Annotated in this window: 8 protein-coding genes; 5 read left to right on the top strand and 3 right to left on the bottom strand. The window is 59.8% G+C overall.

Annotated features, from left to right (window positions below; genetic code table 11):
• Positions 1 to 1,272: hypothetical protein (locus tag ABX749_RS04875; protein WP_372895004.1), on the bottom strand; the 1,272-nt coding region annotated here is incomplete at its 3' end.
• Positions 1,273 to 1,370: 98 nt separating this feature from the next.
• The gene (locus ABX749_RS04870; RefSeq protein ID WP_145219966.1) at positions 1,371 to 1,943 is read right to left on the bottom strand and encodes an HAD family phosphatase; all 573 of its coding nucleotides are present in this window, start codon (positions 1,941 to 1,943) and stop codon (positions 1,371 to 1,373) included.
• A gap of 55 nt (positions 1,944 to 1,998) precedes the next feature.
• Between ABX749_RS04870 and ABX749_RS04865 the strand changes: the two genes are divergently transcribed.
• From ABX749_RS04865 to ABX749_RS04855, 3 genes are all read left to right on the top strand, one after another.
• Positions 1,999 to 3,243, top strand: coding sequence for a GspE/PulE family protein (locus ABX749_RS04865; RefSeq protein WP_372895003.1), 1,245 nt, complete (start codon positions 1,999 to 2,001; stop codon positions 3,241 to 3,243).
• A gap of 129 nt (positions 3,244 to 3,372) precedes the next feature.
• Complete coding sequence (locus ABX749_RS04860) at positions 3,373 to 6,234, top strand: site-2 protease family protein (protein ID WP_372895002.1); 2,862 nt, start codon at positions 3,373 to 3,375, stop codon at positions 6,232 to 6,234.
• Between the two features lie 284 nt (positions 6,235 to 6,518).
• Positions 6,519 to 7,811 (top strand): hypothetical protein, encoded by a 1,293-nt coding sequence (locus tag ABX749_RS04855; protein ID WP_372895001.1) that lies wholly within the window; start codon positions 6,519 to 6,521, stop codon positions 7,809 to 7,811.
• Positions 7,812 to 8,194: 383 nt separating this feature from the next.
• Here ABX749_RS04855 and ABX749_RS04850 read toward each other — a convergent pair whose 3' ends face one another.
• Positions 8,195 to 8,599: a hypothetical protein gene (locus ABX749_RS04850; protein ID WP_372895000.1), complete on the bottom strand. Its 405-nt coding sequence runs from the start codon at positions 8,597 to 8,599 to the stop codon at positions 8,195 to 8,197.
• Between the two features lie 578 nt (positions 8,600 to 9,177).
• Here ABX749_RS04850 and ABX749_RS04845 point away from each other — a divergent pair.
• Both ABX749_RS04845 and ABX749_RS04840 read left to right on the top strand, forming a co-directional pair.
• Entirely contained in the window at positions 9,178 to 12,933 is a 3,756-nt protein-coding gene (locus ABX749_RS04845) for a bifunctional proline dehydrogenase/L-glutamate gamma-semialdehyde dehydrogenase (protein ID WP_372894999.1), read from the top strand.
• Positions 12,934 to 13,126: 193 nt separating this feature from the next.
• Positions 13,127 to 14,476: an IS4 family transposase gene (locus ABX749_RS04840; RefSeq protein ID WP_372894998.1), complete on the top strand. Its 1,350-nt coding sequence runs from the start codon at positions 13,127 to 13,129 to the stop codon at positions 14,474 to 14,476.
• Positions 14,477 to 14,721 lie beyond the last annotated feature (245 nt).

The raw sequence follows: 14,721 nt of genomic DNA, 5'->3' as shown, positions 1-14,721 counted from the left end.
GGACCGGAGTTCCAGTGCCTCGGCCAGCCATTGCCCCAGGAACTCTTTCACCAAACCCGACGGCATCAGATCATGCTGTGTCCTGATTTCCTCGATGCTGCGATTGCTGCGTGCCCACTCGGTCCAGCGGGCATGGGCTCGACCGAGCGATGCGATCCGATCTTGAGCGTCTTGAACGGCATCATCATCCCAGGGCGTATCGACGGCCCGTTGGATCAGTCGCCGCAGTGTTTCATCGAGGGTCCGCCATTGTTTTTGACCGGGAAGTTGCTGCAGGCCGATCAATCGATCGCGCCACTGACTGGGTTGGAAATCGACCGACGCATCGATCGCTTGTTCCAACGACCGGCCGGCAAACTCCGTCGTCCAACGCCCGCGATCATTGGGACGCACGACCGCCGGTTCGGGGACCGCGACGGCCACGGGCGGCGCGACCGTCTGTGGCGTGGCGTGTTCCACGGATTCGGCCCGGCGCTGCAACTCGTCGACCTGACTGGCCAACATCGCGATCTGTCGATCGTGCTGTGCATTCATGTTGCGATACAGCATCACGCCAACGGCGACCAGGGCCAACAACAAGACGGCAACGGAGACGAACGTCGAGGTGCGAGGGCCGGCCGCGGGACGCGTCGTCAGCGTGCCGATCGTGGCGTCATCGACTTTGCCCGTCGCCCCTTCACGGATCAAGGCGATGGCGAGTTTGCGAAGTCGTCGATCACCCCGCGAGCGTTTCAGATTTTTGGTCAGACTTTCGACGAACTTCCCGTCCTGGCGACTGAGTTCCCAAATCTTGTGCACCGAGGCGGACGAGAGTGCGATTTCCGCCAAAACGATTCCCAGCGCGTACCAATCGTCGGCCGGTTGCGGCGGCTTGCCCGATTGAAGTCGCGCGGCGGTCCAGTACATCGATTCGGGATCACCGTGATGGACGGCATCGGTTTGCACCGCGCGTGACGGATCGATCCACAGCGTGGCGGCGGGCTCGGTTTCGGATCCGCGATTGTGAAACGCCGTTGATGTGATCCGCCCATAGCACAGCCCGGCCTCATGCAGCGTCTTGAGCGATCGGGCGACGTCGACCCAGGAATCGGCCAGGGACCGCAGGGCCGTTTGCGGCAGCCCATCGATCGGCAAGGGTTCGAATTGGCGAAAGGCATGGACCGCGCGACCATCGTCGGTCTCAACCCCGGAGATCGGAAGCGAGCATCCCGGCAGCAGCTTGCCCGCGTCGAGCGTCGAGAATTCAGAACGATTGACGTCGTGGCGAATCATCTCGGCTCAGGCGTGAATACGGGTCAATCCGGGCGCAGGGAACGCCGCTCCCCCGGGGCGACGGAGCGATGCACAAAGGATAGCACGCCAGAAGCGGCCTAGCGGACATCAACCCAATCCATCCCCGCAGCCTCGGCGGCTTGGAAACCGAGCGGAGAATCCTCAAAAACGACACAGTTTTCCGGAGCGACCTCGATTCGCCGCGCCGCTTCCAGAAAAACATCCGGCTCGGGCTTGTGACGCTCGGTGTCTTCGGACGTGACGACGACGGGAAACCAGTCGTCGATTTGCAGGGCGACCAATTGTTTGACGACGATGACTCGGCCGCTGCCGCTAGCCACCGCCATCGGTTTTTTCCCCCGAAACGCCGCCGCGATCTGGCAAACGGCGTGCATCGGCTGGACCTGGTCGATCAAACTCTGAAAATGCGTTTCTTTTTCCGCCGCGACCGCCTCGGCATCCACCTGCAGACCGCGTTCTTTGGCCAACAGGGCGACAATCTTGGCACTCGGCATCCCTCCCATCGAATAGAATCGGTCTTCCTTGAATTCCATCCCGTACCGCATCAACGTGTCGCGCCACGCCACATAATGCACCGGCATCGAATCGGCCAGCGTGCCGTCGCAGTCAAAGATCAAGCCTTCGTATCGTTCAAAATCGTTCGCGTCCATCGCCACAGAATCGCAGAAGACGCAGCGTTCCGGAACCCGACCCCCGCTTTTCTCCATGAACCAGCCCCCGCAAATCACACCGAAGGTCACGCCGTCGACGCCTTCCATGAAAGACGAGCTGCAGAGCGACAAAACAGGCAGTGAGAACATTGCGTTTTGCGACTCGATCTTTGCCAAAGCCTTCAAAGCGGGCGCGTCGGACATTCACTTCGAACCGTTCGAGCAAGCGTTTCGCGTCCGCATGCGAGTCGACGGCGTGCTGTCCCAGATCGCCGCCGGCCCCGCTGCCGATTACCCCCAACTCTCCTCACGCGTCAAAGTCCTGTCGGAACTGGACATCGCTGAACGCCGGCGGCCCCAGGAAGGCCGATTGAAATTGGTCATCGACAATCGCAGTGTCGACTATCGGGTGTCATCGGTCCCCACCCGATTCGGTGAAAAAATTGTCCTGCGGGTCGTCGACGCGACCGGGCTGAAAGCCGACCTGACCAAACTGGGCATGAACCCCAAAGAAGCCCAGTTGATGGCCCAGGCGACCGGCCAACAGTACGGCATGTGCCTGGTCACCGGACCGACCGGCAGCGGAAAAACCACGACGCTCTACTCCGCGCTCAACCGCCTGAACCAGATGGACCGCAACATCTCGACGATCGAAGACCCGGTCGAATTTGACGTGTTCGGCATCACCCAGATCAATGTCAAACGGGAACTGAACATGGACTTCGCCCAAGTCCTGCGGTTGCTGTTGCGTCAAGACCCGGATGTGATTCTGGTCGGTGAAATCCGCGACACCGAAACCGCCAAGACATCGTTCCAAGCGGCGATGACCGGCCACATGGTGTTGTCGACGCTGCACACCAACGACACCGTGTCGGCCATCGCGCGGCTGCGCGACATGGAAATCGAACCGTTCCTGATCACCGCCGGCTTGAACGTCATCGTCGCACAGCGGCTGGTGCGACGAATTTGCCAACACTGCAGAGCCCCCGTCACGATCTCCGCCGCCCAACTCAAATCGCTCGGCATCAGCGAAGAACAGGCCGCCAAAGCAAGCTTCCATCGCGGCCGAGGCTGCGTCAAATGCAACGGATCAGGCTGTCGCGGCCGAGTCGCCATCTTTGAAATGCTGACGCTGTCGTCAAAGCTTCGCGACATGATCTTTGAAAACGCATCGGTCGAAGCACTCCGCAAACAAGCGATCAAGGAAGGCATGCGGACGCTGCGTGTCAGTGCGCTTAGCAAAGCCTTTCAAGGCATGATCACGCTGGAAGAAGCCGCCCTGTTCTCCGGCCGGACCTAGTGCTTTGTCAACGTTTAAACCTAGGGTGCCGCGGAAAAGTGGTCAGGTACCAGAAACCAAATGGCCCAAAGGGTGCTTCGCATTTTTGGTACCTGACCCCTTTTCCGCTCGTCAAACGCAACCGTGACCGTGACAAAGCACTCGCCCATCATGTTCTTTAAACTGAGCGCCCCGCACGTTTCGATTCGCGAATACATGTACGAAGGCAACGTGATCACGATGCCGATCGTCTTGTTGATCGCGGTGATCGTCAAACTGCTACGCATTCCGATCCCCGGATCCACCGACATCCCGGCCGTCGAATCGCTGCAACCGTTTCGCGTGCCCGCCGAAAAAGTCGACCCGGAAATCCTCAAAGCAATCACGGACCTGGACCTGCAAGTCCACGAACTGGGATTCACCCGTATCGACTTGATCGGCATCAACGACCGACAAAACAACACGCGTTACGGAGGTGCGGCCTACCGTTCAGCCGACGGCGAAACGGTTGCTTGGATCCGCTATCGACTCTGGCCCAACCTGGAACGACGGAACAAGTTTGCGCGACTGGCGTTGTATTCGCTCGGACCGGCCGGCGAGATCATCCTGACGACCGCGGCAACCCGCGACCTGCTCGATCCGCCCGACTGGCACGTCCAATACCATCCCAAAGTCGACGCGAATCGACTGCGTGACCTGCACCAACAACACGTCCGCCGCGTGCTGGGAAACGCCCGATCGATGGTCGCCGGCGACACCGAGTCGGCCTTCGATCTACTCGAACACACCCACCGCGAGTTCGTCGAATTTCAACTCGATCGCGGCGTGTTCGTTCGAGCGACCCCCAACAGCGTGACGCCCAGCAGCGTGGCACACAGTGTCCCGTCAGCCGAGATGGCCGACACAACGGTTGCGAGCCCGGTCGAAGACGATGTACTGGTCGCCGAACTGGTCGAGGAGGTCGAACGCGTCGAACAGTCTGTCGGCGGTGATGACGTGGCCGTGCAAACGCCCGCGGTCGATGAAACGCTGCCGATCATCGAAGCGGTCCGCAAACAGGAAACGAAACAATCCGGCTGGCTCAGCAAACTGTTGATCCTGGCCGTTTCGATCGGATTGTTTATCGGGCTCGGTGCCTGGCAATGGGAACTGGAACTCGTCTTGATCCTGGTCCCGATCCTGCTGGTGCACGAACTGGGACACTACGTCGCGATGAAAGCGTTCGGGTACAAGAACATCCACATGTTCTTCATCCCGCTGCTCGGTGCCGCGGTCAGTGGGCGTCACTATCGCGTCAGCGGTTGGAAAAAGTCGATCGTTGCGTTGGCCGGTCCGCTCCCGAGCATCGCACTGGGTCTGGTGCTTGGCGGCGTCGGTATTTGGTTCGAGAACGAATGGTGCGCCAAAGGCGCCGTGATCACGTTGATCCTGAACGTGTTGAACCTGGCACCGTTTCTGCCCCTGGACGGCGGCCAAGTCGCACACGTGACACTGTTCTCTCGTTCCAAAGTCATCGATCTGTTGTTTCGAATCGGGACCATCGTCATTTTGATGTTGGTCGCATGGTTACTGGACGCCAAGCTGATGTTTGGAATCGGAATCGCGATGGCGCTCGGCTTGCCGACAGTTTGGCGAACGATGACCGTCACCGAATCGATCCGCCGACGAGACCTGCCCGAACCCGATAACGACCATATGCCCGACGAAGCGATCCGCGCGATCGTCGATGAAATCCAACGAGCCAACCTGCCGACCCAAGGCACTTCGACGCTGGCCAAATTGACGCTCTCGGTTTACGAAAACGTGATCGCCCGGCCCCCGAGTTGGCCGGCGACCCTGGGGATTTGGGCACTGTATTTCGGCGGCCTGTTTGTCGGCGTGGTCGGCATGTTCGCGATCACGCTGGCGACCGTCGGCGGTGGGATGTTTGACGACTTCCCCGAATTCGAAACGCTCTACCTCACCGTCGAAACCGACGACGGACAGTTTCGACTCGGCAAACCGGACGCGGACCCGAAGAAAACGAAACTGGACTTGTTGGCCTGGCGATTCCCCGATGCCGACGCGGCGACAGTGGCCTATGACAAACTGACCGAAACAACCGATGACTCCGTCGCGCGGCTCGGCGACTTTGTTTTCACCAGCACGGTGGTCGACTCCGGAGACGCAGAAGTCATCGACGACGACTTCGGGGATGACTTCGAAGCCTTTGCCGAAAACGACCCGCGACTCGACCTGCTCTCAGGTGCCCTTTGGCGACGCTCCTTCTTCGGTGCAAACCCGCAATTGATCGTCGTCGTCTCCGCCGACCAGGCAGACGCCCTGATCCAGGCAACCGATAGCATTCCCTACAACATCGGAGACTCCGTAGCGATCTCCCCCTGGACCCCGAAGATCAAAGCGACGGAAGCTCAATTACAACTGCAAGCCAAACTCCTCGTCCTGCAAGGCAAATCCGATCCGCTCCCCTGGGACTCTGTCCAACCACCCGACCAGGACGACTCCGCAGACGAAGACGAACCGGTGGACTTTCGCAACCTGATGCAGCAGTCCGCCGAACGCTTTGAACAGATCCAACAGAAACGGCTCGACTGGATCGGCGAGCAAGCCGAATCCAGCGAGGGTGCCGCGCGCGAACTCTACAGCGCATTCCTCGACTTCGAATCCGAGTCTCAAGCATGGCGGCAAGACGAACGACCCTATGAGCAAAAAGGACCGCCGCCGACGCTGCCGGACTACCTCAAACCTCTCCTGCCCAAACTCGGCTTCCTACACCCCGACCATCCACTCCGCGCGACCAGCGTCAACATCGAGGCGTACCAATGGACGCCGGACGCCGAAGACGCATCGTTCAAGGAGACGTTTCCGCTGGAATATGACGACCGGTCGCTCGTCTACCTGCAACTGACCCCCACCCGCGACGCCGCCGCCGCCTACGCCACCGTCCACGCCTGGCTGAAAAACCAAGGCATCGAAACCGTCGTTTGGAGTTACGAGACGGCGGTGGAGTGAGTTTTAGCTGTTAGCTGTAGCTGTTAGCTCTTAGCTCTTAGCTGTTAGCTCTTAGATTTGAGATTTAAGATCCCTGCCCCAATGCGATTATTTCCTTACCCCGCTTCCCCGTTTTCCTGCTCCCCATATTGCTGCCGTCTCCCCGCCCCCTCTCTCATCCCACCATTTGCTAGCAAAACTCTCTTGCCGCGAATCTCTCTCGGCCACCGAACCGATCTACCCCTGTCCCCGGCCTGCCACCTAGAATCTCGGGTGAACTGTCGCCACCAAAGGGGATTGCATGGATGCATGAACGGACCCAGCGAGCCGTCGCTCGATTGCTGTTCGTTTTCTGCTGCGCGGTCCCGACCTCGATCGTTGTGTTCTCGATCCTGGTCACTTGGACGTCGTGGTACCAGTCACGCAAGCTGGCCGAGCTGACGCACCATCTTAATTTGCAGACGGGGTTGGTGTTTCAAATCGACACCTGTCGGCGGATCGCCCCGGGCAAATACGTGTTGAAGAATGTGCGGGTCAGCGATCCGGATACGCGGCAACACGTCGTGACCATCCGATTGATCGACTACCTCCACGAACGTGATCACGTGGCGATGGTGCTGCACCAGCCGGAATTTCAGTCCGCCGGTCTGGGCCATGCCTGGACGATGCTGCATGACCGCTTGATCAGCCGACCGGCGCAAACGGTGCTGCCGATCTCGATTGCGGCGACGGACGTGAGCATTCTCAGCCGCTCCGGATCGATGCCTCCGTTGGACGTTTCGGCAACGATCACACCCGAAGGCGAGAGCGTGCGTTTGATCGCCCGCGCGGAGAACACCGCCCGTCAGATCGGTCCGCGAATCCGGGTCGAGTTGTTTCGCGATCGCGACCGCGAGGTGCCGGCGACCGAACTGGTGCTGTCGACCGACGGCACCGCCCTACCCTGCTCCGCGCTGGCCGAGTACGCACCGGCGATCGAGCACCTCGGTCCGAGGGCAGAATTCACCGGCGTGATCGCATGCCGGCAAACCACCCATGGCTGGTCGTTTGACTTGGGCTCGTCGTCGTTGACCAAGCTCAGCCTGAACGACTTGACCGACCACCTGCCGCATCGTGTGATCGGCCAGGCGGCACTGCATTTCCGTCGCTGCGTGATCGATCCGGGCGAGTCGGTGCACTTGGTCGGCACGTTGCAATCGACCAAGCCCGCGAATTTGCGGATCAAAACCCCACTGCTGATGGCGATGCGCGACCACTTGGCGATGGCGGTCGACGAACGGGAGTTGGTTCCCAATCCGAACGGGATCGAATGTGAACTGGCGCTCGATTTCGACATCCGAGATGAAACGATGACGCTGACCGGCATCGGTGACAACGTCGTGTTGTACTCGCGCGGTCGCCCGATCGCCGCGCCGCCTGCCCAGCGAATCGACGCCGCCCGGGTCACGGCGATGCTGGCACCGCCGAGTCGCTGGATGGCGGCCTGGAATTCAGTGCTGTTGCCGTCCTCGCCCGCGGCCGCCTCCGACGGCCTGCCGGCAGCCACGTTCCGCAGCGTCCGCAACCTCGACGGCGAAGCCTCGATCCGCCAGCGGTAGTGACGCAGACGCGGCTTGTCCCGGCAATCCAATGCCGCACGGTCGCACGATGATCTTTTTCTGAACGGGTCACAGCGTTGCCCGGAGGGTGTCGAATCAAGGTCCAGCCCCCCAGGATGCAAAAGCCCAGCGGGCTGACAGAGTGATTGCCGGGCCCGTCAGGGCCCGGACTCCCAATGCAACGCTTGCGCAGGCCTGGAAGGCCGACACAGTACGCACCCAATCGACGCCGCGTCATGGACTCTGTCGCCCTTCTCGGGCTGCTGCAACAAATGAGTCTCCCTCCCGGCGGCTCACACGATGGGCCACCAGAGATCAAGACGGCGAACGCTTCACATCGCTGACGACCAGTGGCCATTCGACTCACGAAGCTGGCGTTAGCATTACGCTCCGTGATCCGAAATTCCAGATTCCATGGGCTTCGAAATCAAGACAGATTTGCAAATCAAACTCTCGACTTCAAGGTAAATCACGCTGGTCGCAATCAAGACGACAAGCGGAATGAAAATCTGCGCCGGCTCAAGCCAACTGGCAATCAAGTACGTTGCGCAACCGATGATGACCCCGCCTGGAAATCGAATTCCCTTCAGCACATGGTATTGGTTCTGACCATGGAATCGGACACGCGACCAGCAAGCGACGGTGGCGATCACGCATGCTCCGACCGGCAAGAAAAAGTAGAGCGTTTGCAGTGGGTTCGACAACCCTCGGTTGGCAGCCGCTTGAATGTTGAACCCTTCATCTAAAGCGACGCCGGCATGTGCCCCGAACAGTACACCAAACCACATCAGCACTGCGTCGACAAGTTTTCGAGACGCGGTTCTCGGTAGCGGTGGCGCACATGCTGGCTCGATCGAAGTTTGCGATGCCTGATACGGATTGATCATTCCAATAACTCAAACATCGATCGGATAACGAATTGCGATCTAGCCACCTATGAGGAGGAACAGGGATTCATCGGCCGTCAAAACCTTGTCGTCCCTCAGGTGATCCCGTGATGGGACTCGATTAGAACGAATCCTGGGGGAGGGTGCCAAGACTTTTTCAGCGTGCGCCCTCTCTGGCGTTTGCTTGCCGCGCAAACGCCGTCTCTCCCAGGGGGAGAGAATCTAAATTGGTTGCCGAAAGCCGCCGCTATACAATCGATGTCCCTAGCAGAACACCAACTTGCGTTGGCACTGCCGCCTCCTGTGTCTACCTGTGTTGACACCCATTCTACGGTCATCCCTGCCCCGTAGGATCGCCGAGAGCGGCCGATCACCGACCCACCTCGCCGGTTCGAACCAGCGACGGGGCGACACACCTTCGTTTGCTGTGATAAAACGATTCCACTCTCTCTCGACCTTCACGCTGGGAACCTTGTGCGATGAGTGACACCCCGCTGGACCTCGCCACGCTATTGGCGATCGCAGACGACCACTTCGACGACGATGCCGACGCGGCGATCGAGATTGCCAAGGCGCTGCTGCTGCGATCGCGTGCCCTGCAAACCCCTCAGGAACGCCATCAACAAGCCGAACTGGATCGGATGATCAGTCGCCCCGGTGACAAAGCCACGCTGGTCGAGATGACCGACCAGGCGTTTCGCACGCACAGCCCCGCTCGGGTGGCCGATCAGTTGACGCACATCTTGGACGTTCAGGGCGTGCCGCGTTTTTTCAGCCCGCTCGAACAAACGATGCTCCGCGGATTCCAGACCTTCGGTGGCTACTTGCCCGGAGTCGCTGTGCCGCTGGTCAAGGACAAGATGCGGCAAGAAACGGCGAACGTGATCCTGCCGGCGGAGGAACAACCGCTGCGCGAACACTTGGCCGCGCGTCAGGATTCCGGCGTGCTGATGAACGTGAACTTCTTGGGCGAGTCGTTGCTGGGGGAAGACGACGCCAACGCCAGACTGCAAAACTATTTGCGCGCTTTGCAAATCCCCGAGATCGCTTGCATCAGCGTCAAGCTCTCGACCCTGTTGAGTCAGATCTCGACGATCGCACGTCGCCACACCGTCGCGGTCGTGTCGGATCGATTGGAGTTACTCTATCGCGCCGCGGCGCGGGAACGATTCACCCGTGCCGACGGAACCGTCAGTTCCAAATTCGTCTATCTGGACATGGAGGAATACCGCGATCTGCATCTGACCGCCGACGCGTTCACCGAAACACTCGGCCGACCGGGGCTGGAACAAGTGCGTGCCGGCATCGCCTTGCAAGCCTATATCCCCGATTCCTTCGACGTGCTGACCCATCTGATTGAGTGGTCAGCCGAACGGGTCCGCGCCGGCGGCGTTCCGATCACTGTCCGATTGGTCAAGGGCGCCAACATGGAAATGGAACGCGTCGAAGCGTCCGTGGGCGGGTGGCCACAGACTCCGTACACGCAGAAGACGCAGACCGACGCGAACTTTAAACGCATGCTGCGGTCGATGATCCGGGCCGCCGCCGACGGTCATCTGCTGATCGGTGTCGCATCGCACAACCTGTTCGACATCGCCCTGGCAATGCTCTGGGGCTCTCGCACCCAACGCCGCGGTGTCGAGACAAACGACGCGTTGCAAGCGACGGTGTTGGACCGAATGCAATTCGAAATGCTTGAGGGGATGGCCAATCACCAACGACGCGCGCTGTTCGAATCCGCTCCCCGAATGCTGCTCTATGCCCCGGCCTGTCGCCGCGAAGACTTCATCAACGCGATCGGCTACCTGATCCGCCGTTTGGATGAGAATACCGGGAAAGACAATTTCCTGCGTTATTCGTTCCGCCTGACCCCCGACTCAGACACGTGGGACCGGCTTGCCGACGGCTTTCGCGAATCACTGGCAATGATCGACAGTGTCGCGACGGCGCCTCGTCGCAACCAAGACCGACGAACGCCTCCCAGCCAACCGGCCGCCGCGGCGAACTGGAGGTCCTACGTCAACGAACCGGACACCGATTGGGCACTCACGCAGCACAGCGAGTGGGCCGAATCGATTGTGGCGGATTGGAAGCCCCGCTGCGATGATTCCGCCGAACACGTCCCCTTGAACATCGCCGGCCAGACGCGCGCCCCCGATGCACCGTCCGGTTCTTCCGACGCTCCCCACGCTCGTGTGCTGCGCGAATCCATGGACCCTTCGCGCCCCGGTCACGTGGCTTGTCGTTTTACCGAAGCGACGGCGCAAGATGTCGACGATGCGATCAGCTGCGCCAGCGACGATCCGGCTCGTTGGCGCCAGATGTCTTGGGACGCTCGGTACGAATTGTTTCGCAAGGCCGCACAGAACATGCGTGCGCGGCGGGGGGAACTGATCGGCGCGATGATGATCGACGGGGGAAAATTAATCTCCGAAGCCGATCCGGAAGTCAGCGAAGCGATTGATTTCACCGAGTTTTATCCGTTGACCGTCCGGCCTTACCTGCAGCGTGCCGGACGGCCGGGCAGCCCATTCTCGGCCTCGCCGCGCGGAACCGTGGCGGTGATCAGCCCCTGGAATTTCCCGCTGGCGATCCCCTGCGGCGGCGTGGTTGCCGCGCTGGCCGCAGGCAATACCGTGATCTTGAAACCCGCCAGCGATACCGTTTTGCCGGCCTATCGGTTGGCGAAATGTTTCTGGGACGCCGGCGTTCCCGAAACCGCACTGCAACTGGTCCCCTGCAGCGGTTCCGGTGCGGGCAAACGGTTGGTCGACGATCCGCGAATCGACGCGGTGATCCTGACCGGCGGGACCGAGACGGCGAAAACAATGCTGCGACAGCGTCCCGAATTACAGCTGATCGCAGAAACCGGCGGCAAGAACGCAACGATCGTGACCTCCTTGTCGGACCGTGACCTGGCGATCAAACATGTCTTGCACAGTGCCTTCAGTCACTCGGGACAGAAATGCAGCGCGACGTCGTTGCTGTTGCTCGATCAAGAACTCTACAACGATGCCGACTTTCGAAACACGTTGGCCGATGCCGCCGAAAGCTTGCCGGTCGGCTCGGTGTGGGATATGTCCTCTCGGGTCGGCCCCTTGATTCGTCCGCCCAGCGGCGTGCTGGAACAAGGCATCAAGGAATTGGAATCCGGTGAAGAGTGGTTGGTGATGCCGCGCCGGGTCGGTGACAATCGCCAGTTGTATCGACCGGGAATCAAGTGGAACGTACGTCGAGGAAGTTTTACCCATCGCACCGAACTGTTCGGTCCAGTGTTGGGCGTGATGTCCTTCACACGACTCGAAGAAGCGATCGAGATGGTCAACGCGACCGGTTACGGCCTGACCAGCGGGCTGGAAAGTTTGGACGATCGCGAGCAGCGACTTTGGCGAGACAACATCCGCGCCGGCAACTTGTACATCAATCGTCCCACCACCGGCGCCATCGTCTTGCGACAACCCTTCGGCGGCATCGGCAGCAGCGGCTATGGTCCGGGCGCCAAAGCCGGTGGCCCGCACTACGTGCTGCCGCTGATGCGACTCGAAAACACCGACTCCACCAAGTCGAATGAAGATCACGACGCTGCCAAGAACCCACCGACGACCACTGAAACCACGTCGGTCGACGACGCGCTCGAAGCGATCGGCGGGCTCGATGCAGACGTGATCGACATCGACCGCGCGACGCGATTCGCCACGTCCGCCAAACGGACCGCCGGTCAATTGACCGGCTCGATGCACGATCACGTTCGGTTGATCGGCCAAGACAATTGGCGACGTTATCTGCCGGTGGGACAACTTCGCGTACGGCTACAAGGAAACGAAACGGCAGACGACCTGGCCGTCTCCATGCTCGCCGCGGCGGCGGCGAAATGCCCGGTGACCTACTCGCTCTGCAACGAGTCCTCGGATTTGGTCCCGGTACTGGAACGCATTTCCGAACACCTGATCGACAACGCGGTCTGCTCGTGGCGATGCGAATGGGTGCAGGAATCCGACGAAGCGTTGGCGGAAGAAATCTCCGACGGCCGCGTCGATCGTCTACGCGTGCTGACTGCGACGAAGCAACTGCCGACGCTGCTGCATGATGCCTGCCGACAGGCGTTCATCAGCATCATCGCGGAAACGGTGGTCGATGACGCCGAGATCGAGATGCTGCGTTACCTCAACGAGCAATCGATCTCCCACGACTACCACCGCTACGGCAACCTCGGCCGCCGGCAACCCACCGCCTAAGCCCACAAGTGGCGTACGCTCATCGCCACCGACTTCGGCACTGAAGGTGTTAGCGGAACGGCGCGAGCCGTCCGGTGCGACCTTGAAAGACCGGAGGGCTCGCGCCCAATACCGCTAAATCGATATATCTAAAGAGTCGCATTTCCCCGCATAATTGTGGTGTCTACGCCCAATCACGCAAAGGAAATGCGACATGTTTCAAACCGTTCCGGCGGCCCTCAAGGATTCTGCTCGGCTTCGTGGCCTCAAATGCGTTCTCTCTCAGAAGACCATCGACCGCAGTATCGGCGAGCATCTTAAAACTCGCTACTGCAAACGAATCGACAACCAGCAACTCGTCTGGCTCATTGTCGGCATGGGGCTCTTCCCTCGCAAGAAATATCGCCAAATCTTTCGCCTTTTCGCAGCTCCCTGGCTGCTAACTCCCTCCTCGACGACGATCACCATGGCGCGCAAGCGACTCGCCGCCAGCGTGATCGAGAAACTCTGTGATGCCGTTGTCAACTTCCTGGCGCTCTCGCCGATCAAGCACCCCTTCGCCTTCTACAAAGGCCTGCGGTTAGTAGGCATCGACGGAACCCTGCTGGACTGTCCTGACACCGACGCCAATCGGGAAGCCTTCGGTCGCCCATCGAATCAAACCTCTCACGGAGCTTTCCCAAAAGCCAGAGTCGTGACGTTGTGCGAGTTGGGAACCAGGGTGCTGTGGCGAAGCATCATCGGCACCTATCACCAGAGCGAACAGACGCTGACACACTCCCTGCTGAAACATCTCACGCCCAAGATGTTGCTGTTGGCGGACCGACATTTCGGTGTCGCCCCGATCATCTATCCCCTGCTGCAGAAACAGGTTCCGTTTCTTATTCGCTGCAAGAAAGGCCAGGTCTTTGAGGTCGAAAAAGTACTGGCCGACGGTTCGTACTTATCAACGATCTACCTCGGAAAGAACGACCGCAAGCTGCGTCGTGTCGGCAAAACGATTCGCGTCATCCGCTACACGCACCGTGATCCCAACCGTCCCGGTTGCGGAGAGGTACACGTCTTGCTGACCAGCCTTCTTGATGCCGAAAAGTATCCGGCGGTCGAACAAATTGAGCTGTACCACGTTCGCTGGGAGGAGGAAATCGCGTTTTCGGAGTGGAAGGTCGCTCTGGGCGAGACCAAGATGCTGCGAAGTCAATCTCCCGCGATGGTCCGCCAAGAGATCTGGGGAAAACTGCTGAGCCATTACATTCTACGGTTGCTCATCTTTCGCGCCGCCGAAGTGGCCGAGGTCGAGCCGATCGGCATTTCGTTTACTGGAGCGTTGGACGTCTTGATGGCGCGACTGCCCGACGTCAAGAAGAGCCGTGTGAAATCCAAGCAGTGGCTGCGTAACCTAATTAACGAGATCGCCGAGGAGAAAATGCCACCGCGAACCAATCGAATCAACCCTCGCAAAATCAAGAAGCGATCCAAAGCCAGACCGACCAAACACGACAGTGATCGCCTTCCACCTAAACCGAGCGGACCGTTCCGCGACCACGTACAAATCTCGATTTAGCGGTATTGGGCTTGCGCCCTGCCGCTAACACCTCGTCAAACGCAGGGAATAAATGCTTCACAGCGTTGCCCCCAAAGGCAGCCGTCTGGCGACGGCAGCTACGCAATCAGCATTCGTTACTTTGACCAGCCGACCGGCTGGGTCCAAGCCTGTTGCATCTGGTCTTTAAAAGACGGATCGACGTGTGGCTGGTCGCTGGTGACCAACGCCCTCACGTACAGTTCCTTGCCGGTCATTTGGTAGCT

This window comes from Stieleria sp. (assembly GCF_041595215.1).
Classification (GTDB): domain Bacteria; phylum Planctomycetota; class Planctomycetia; order Pirellulales; family Pirellulaceae; genus Stieleria; species Stieleria magnilauensis.
This window is presented reverse-complemented; position numbering and strand designations above follow the sequence as displayed.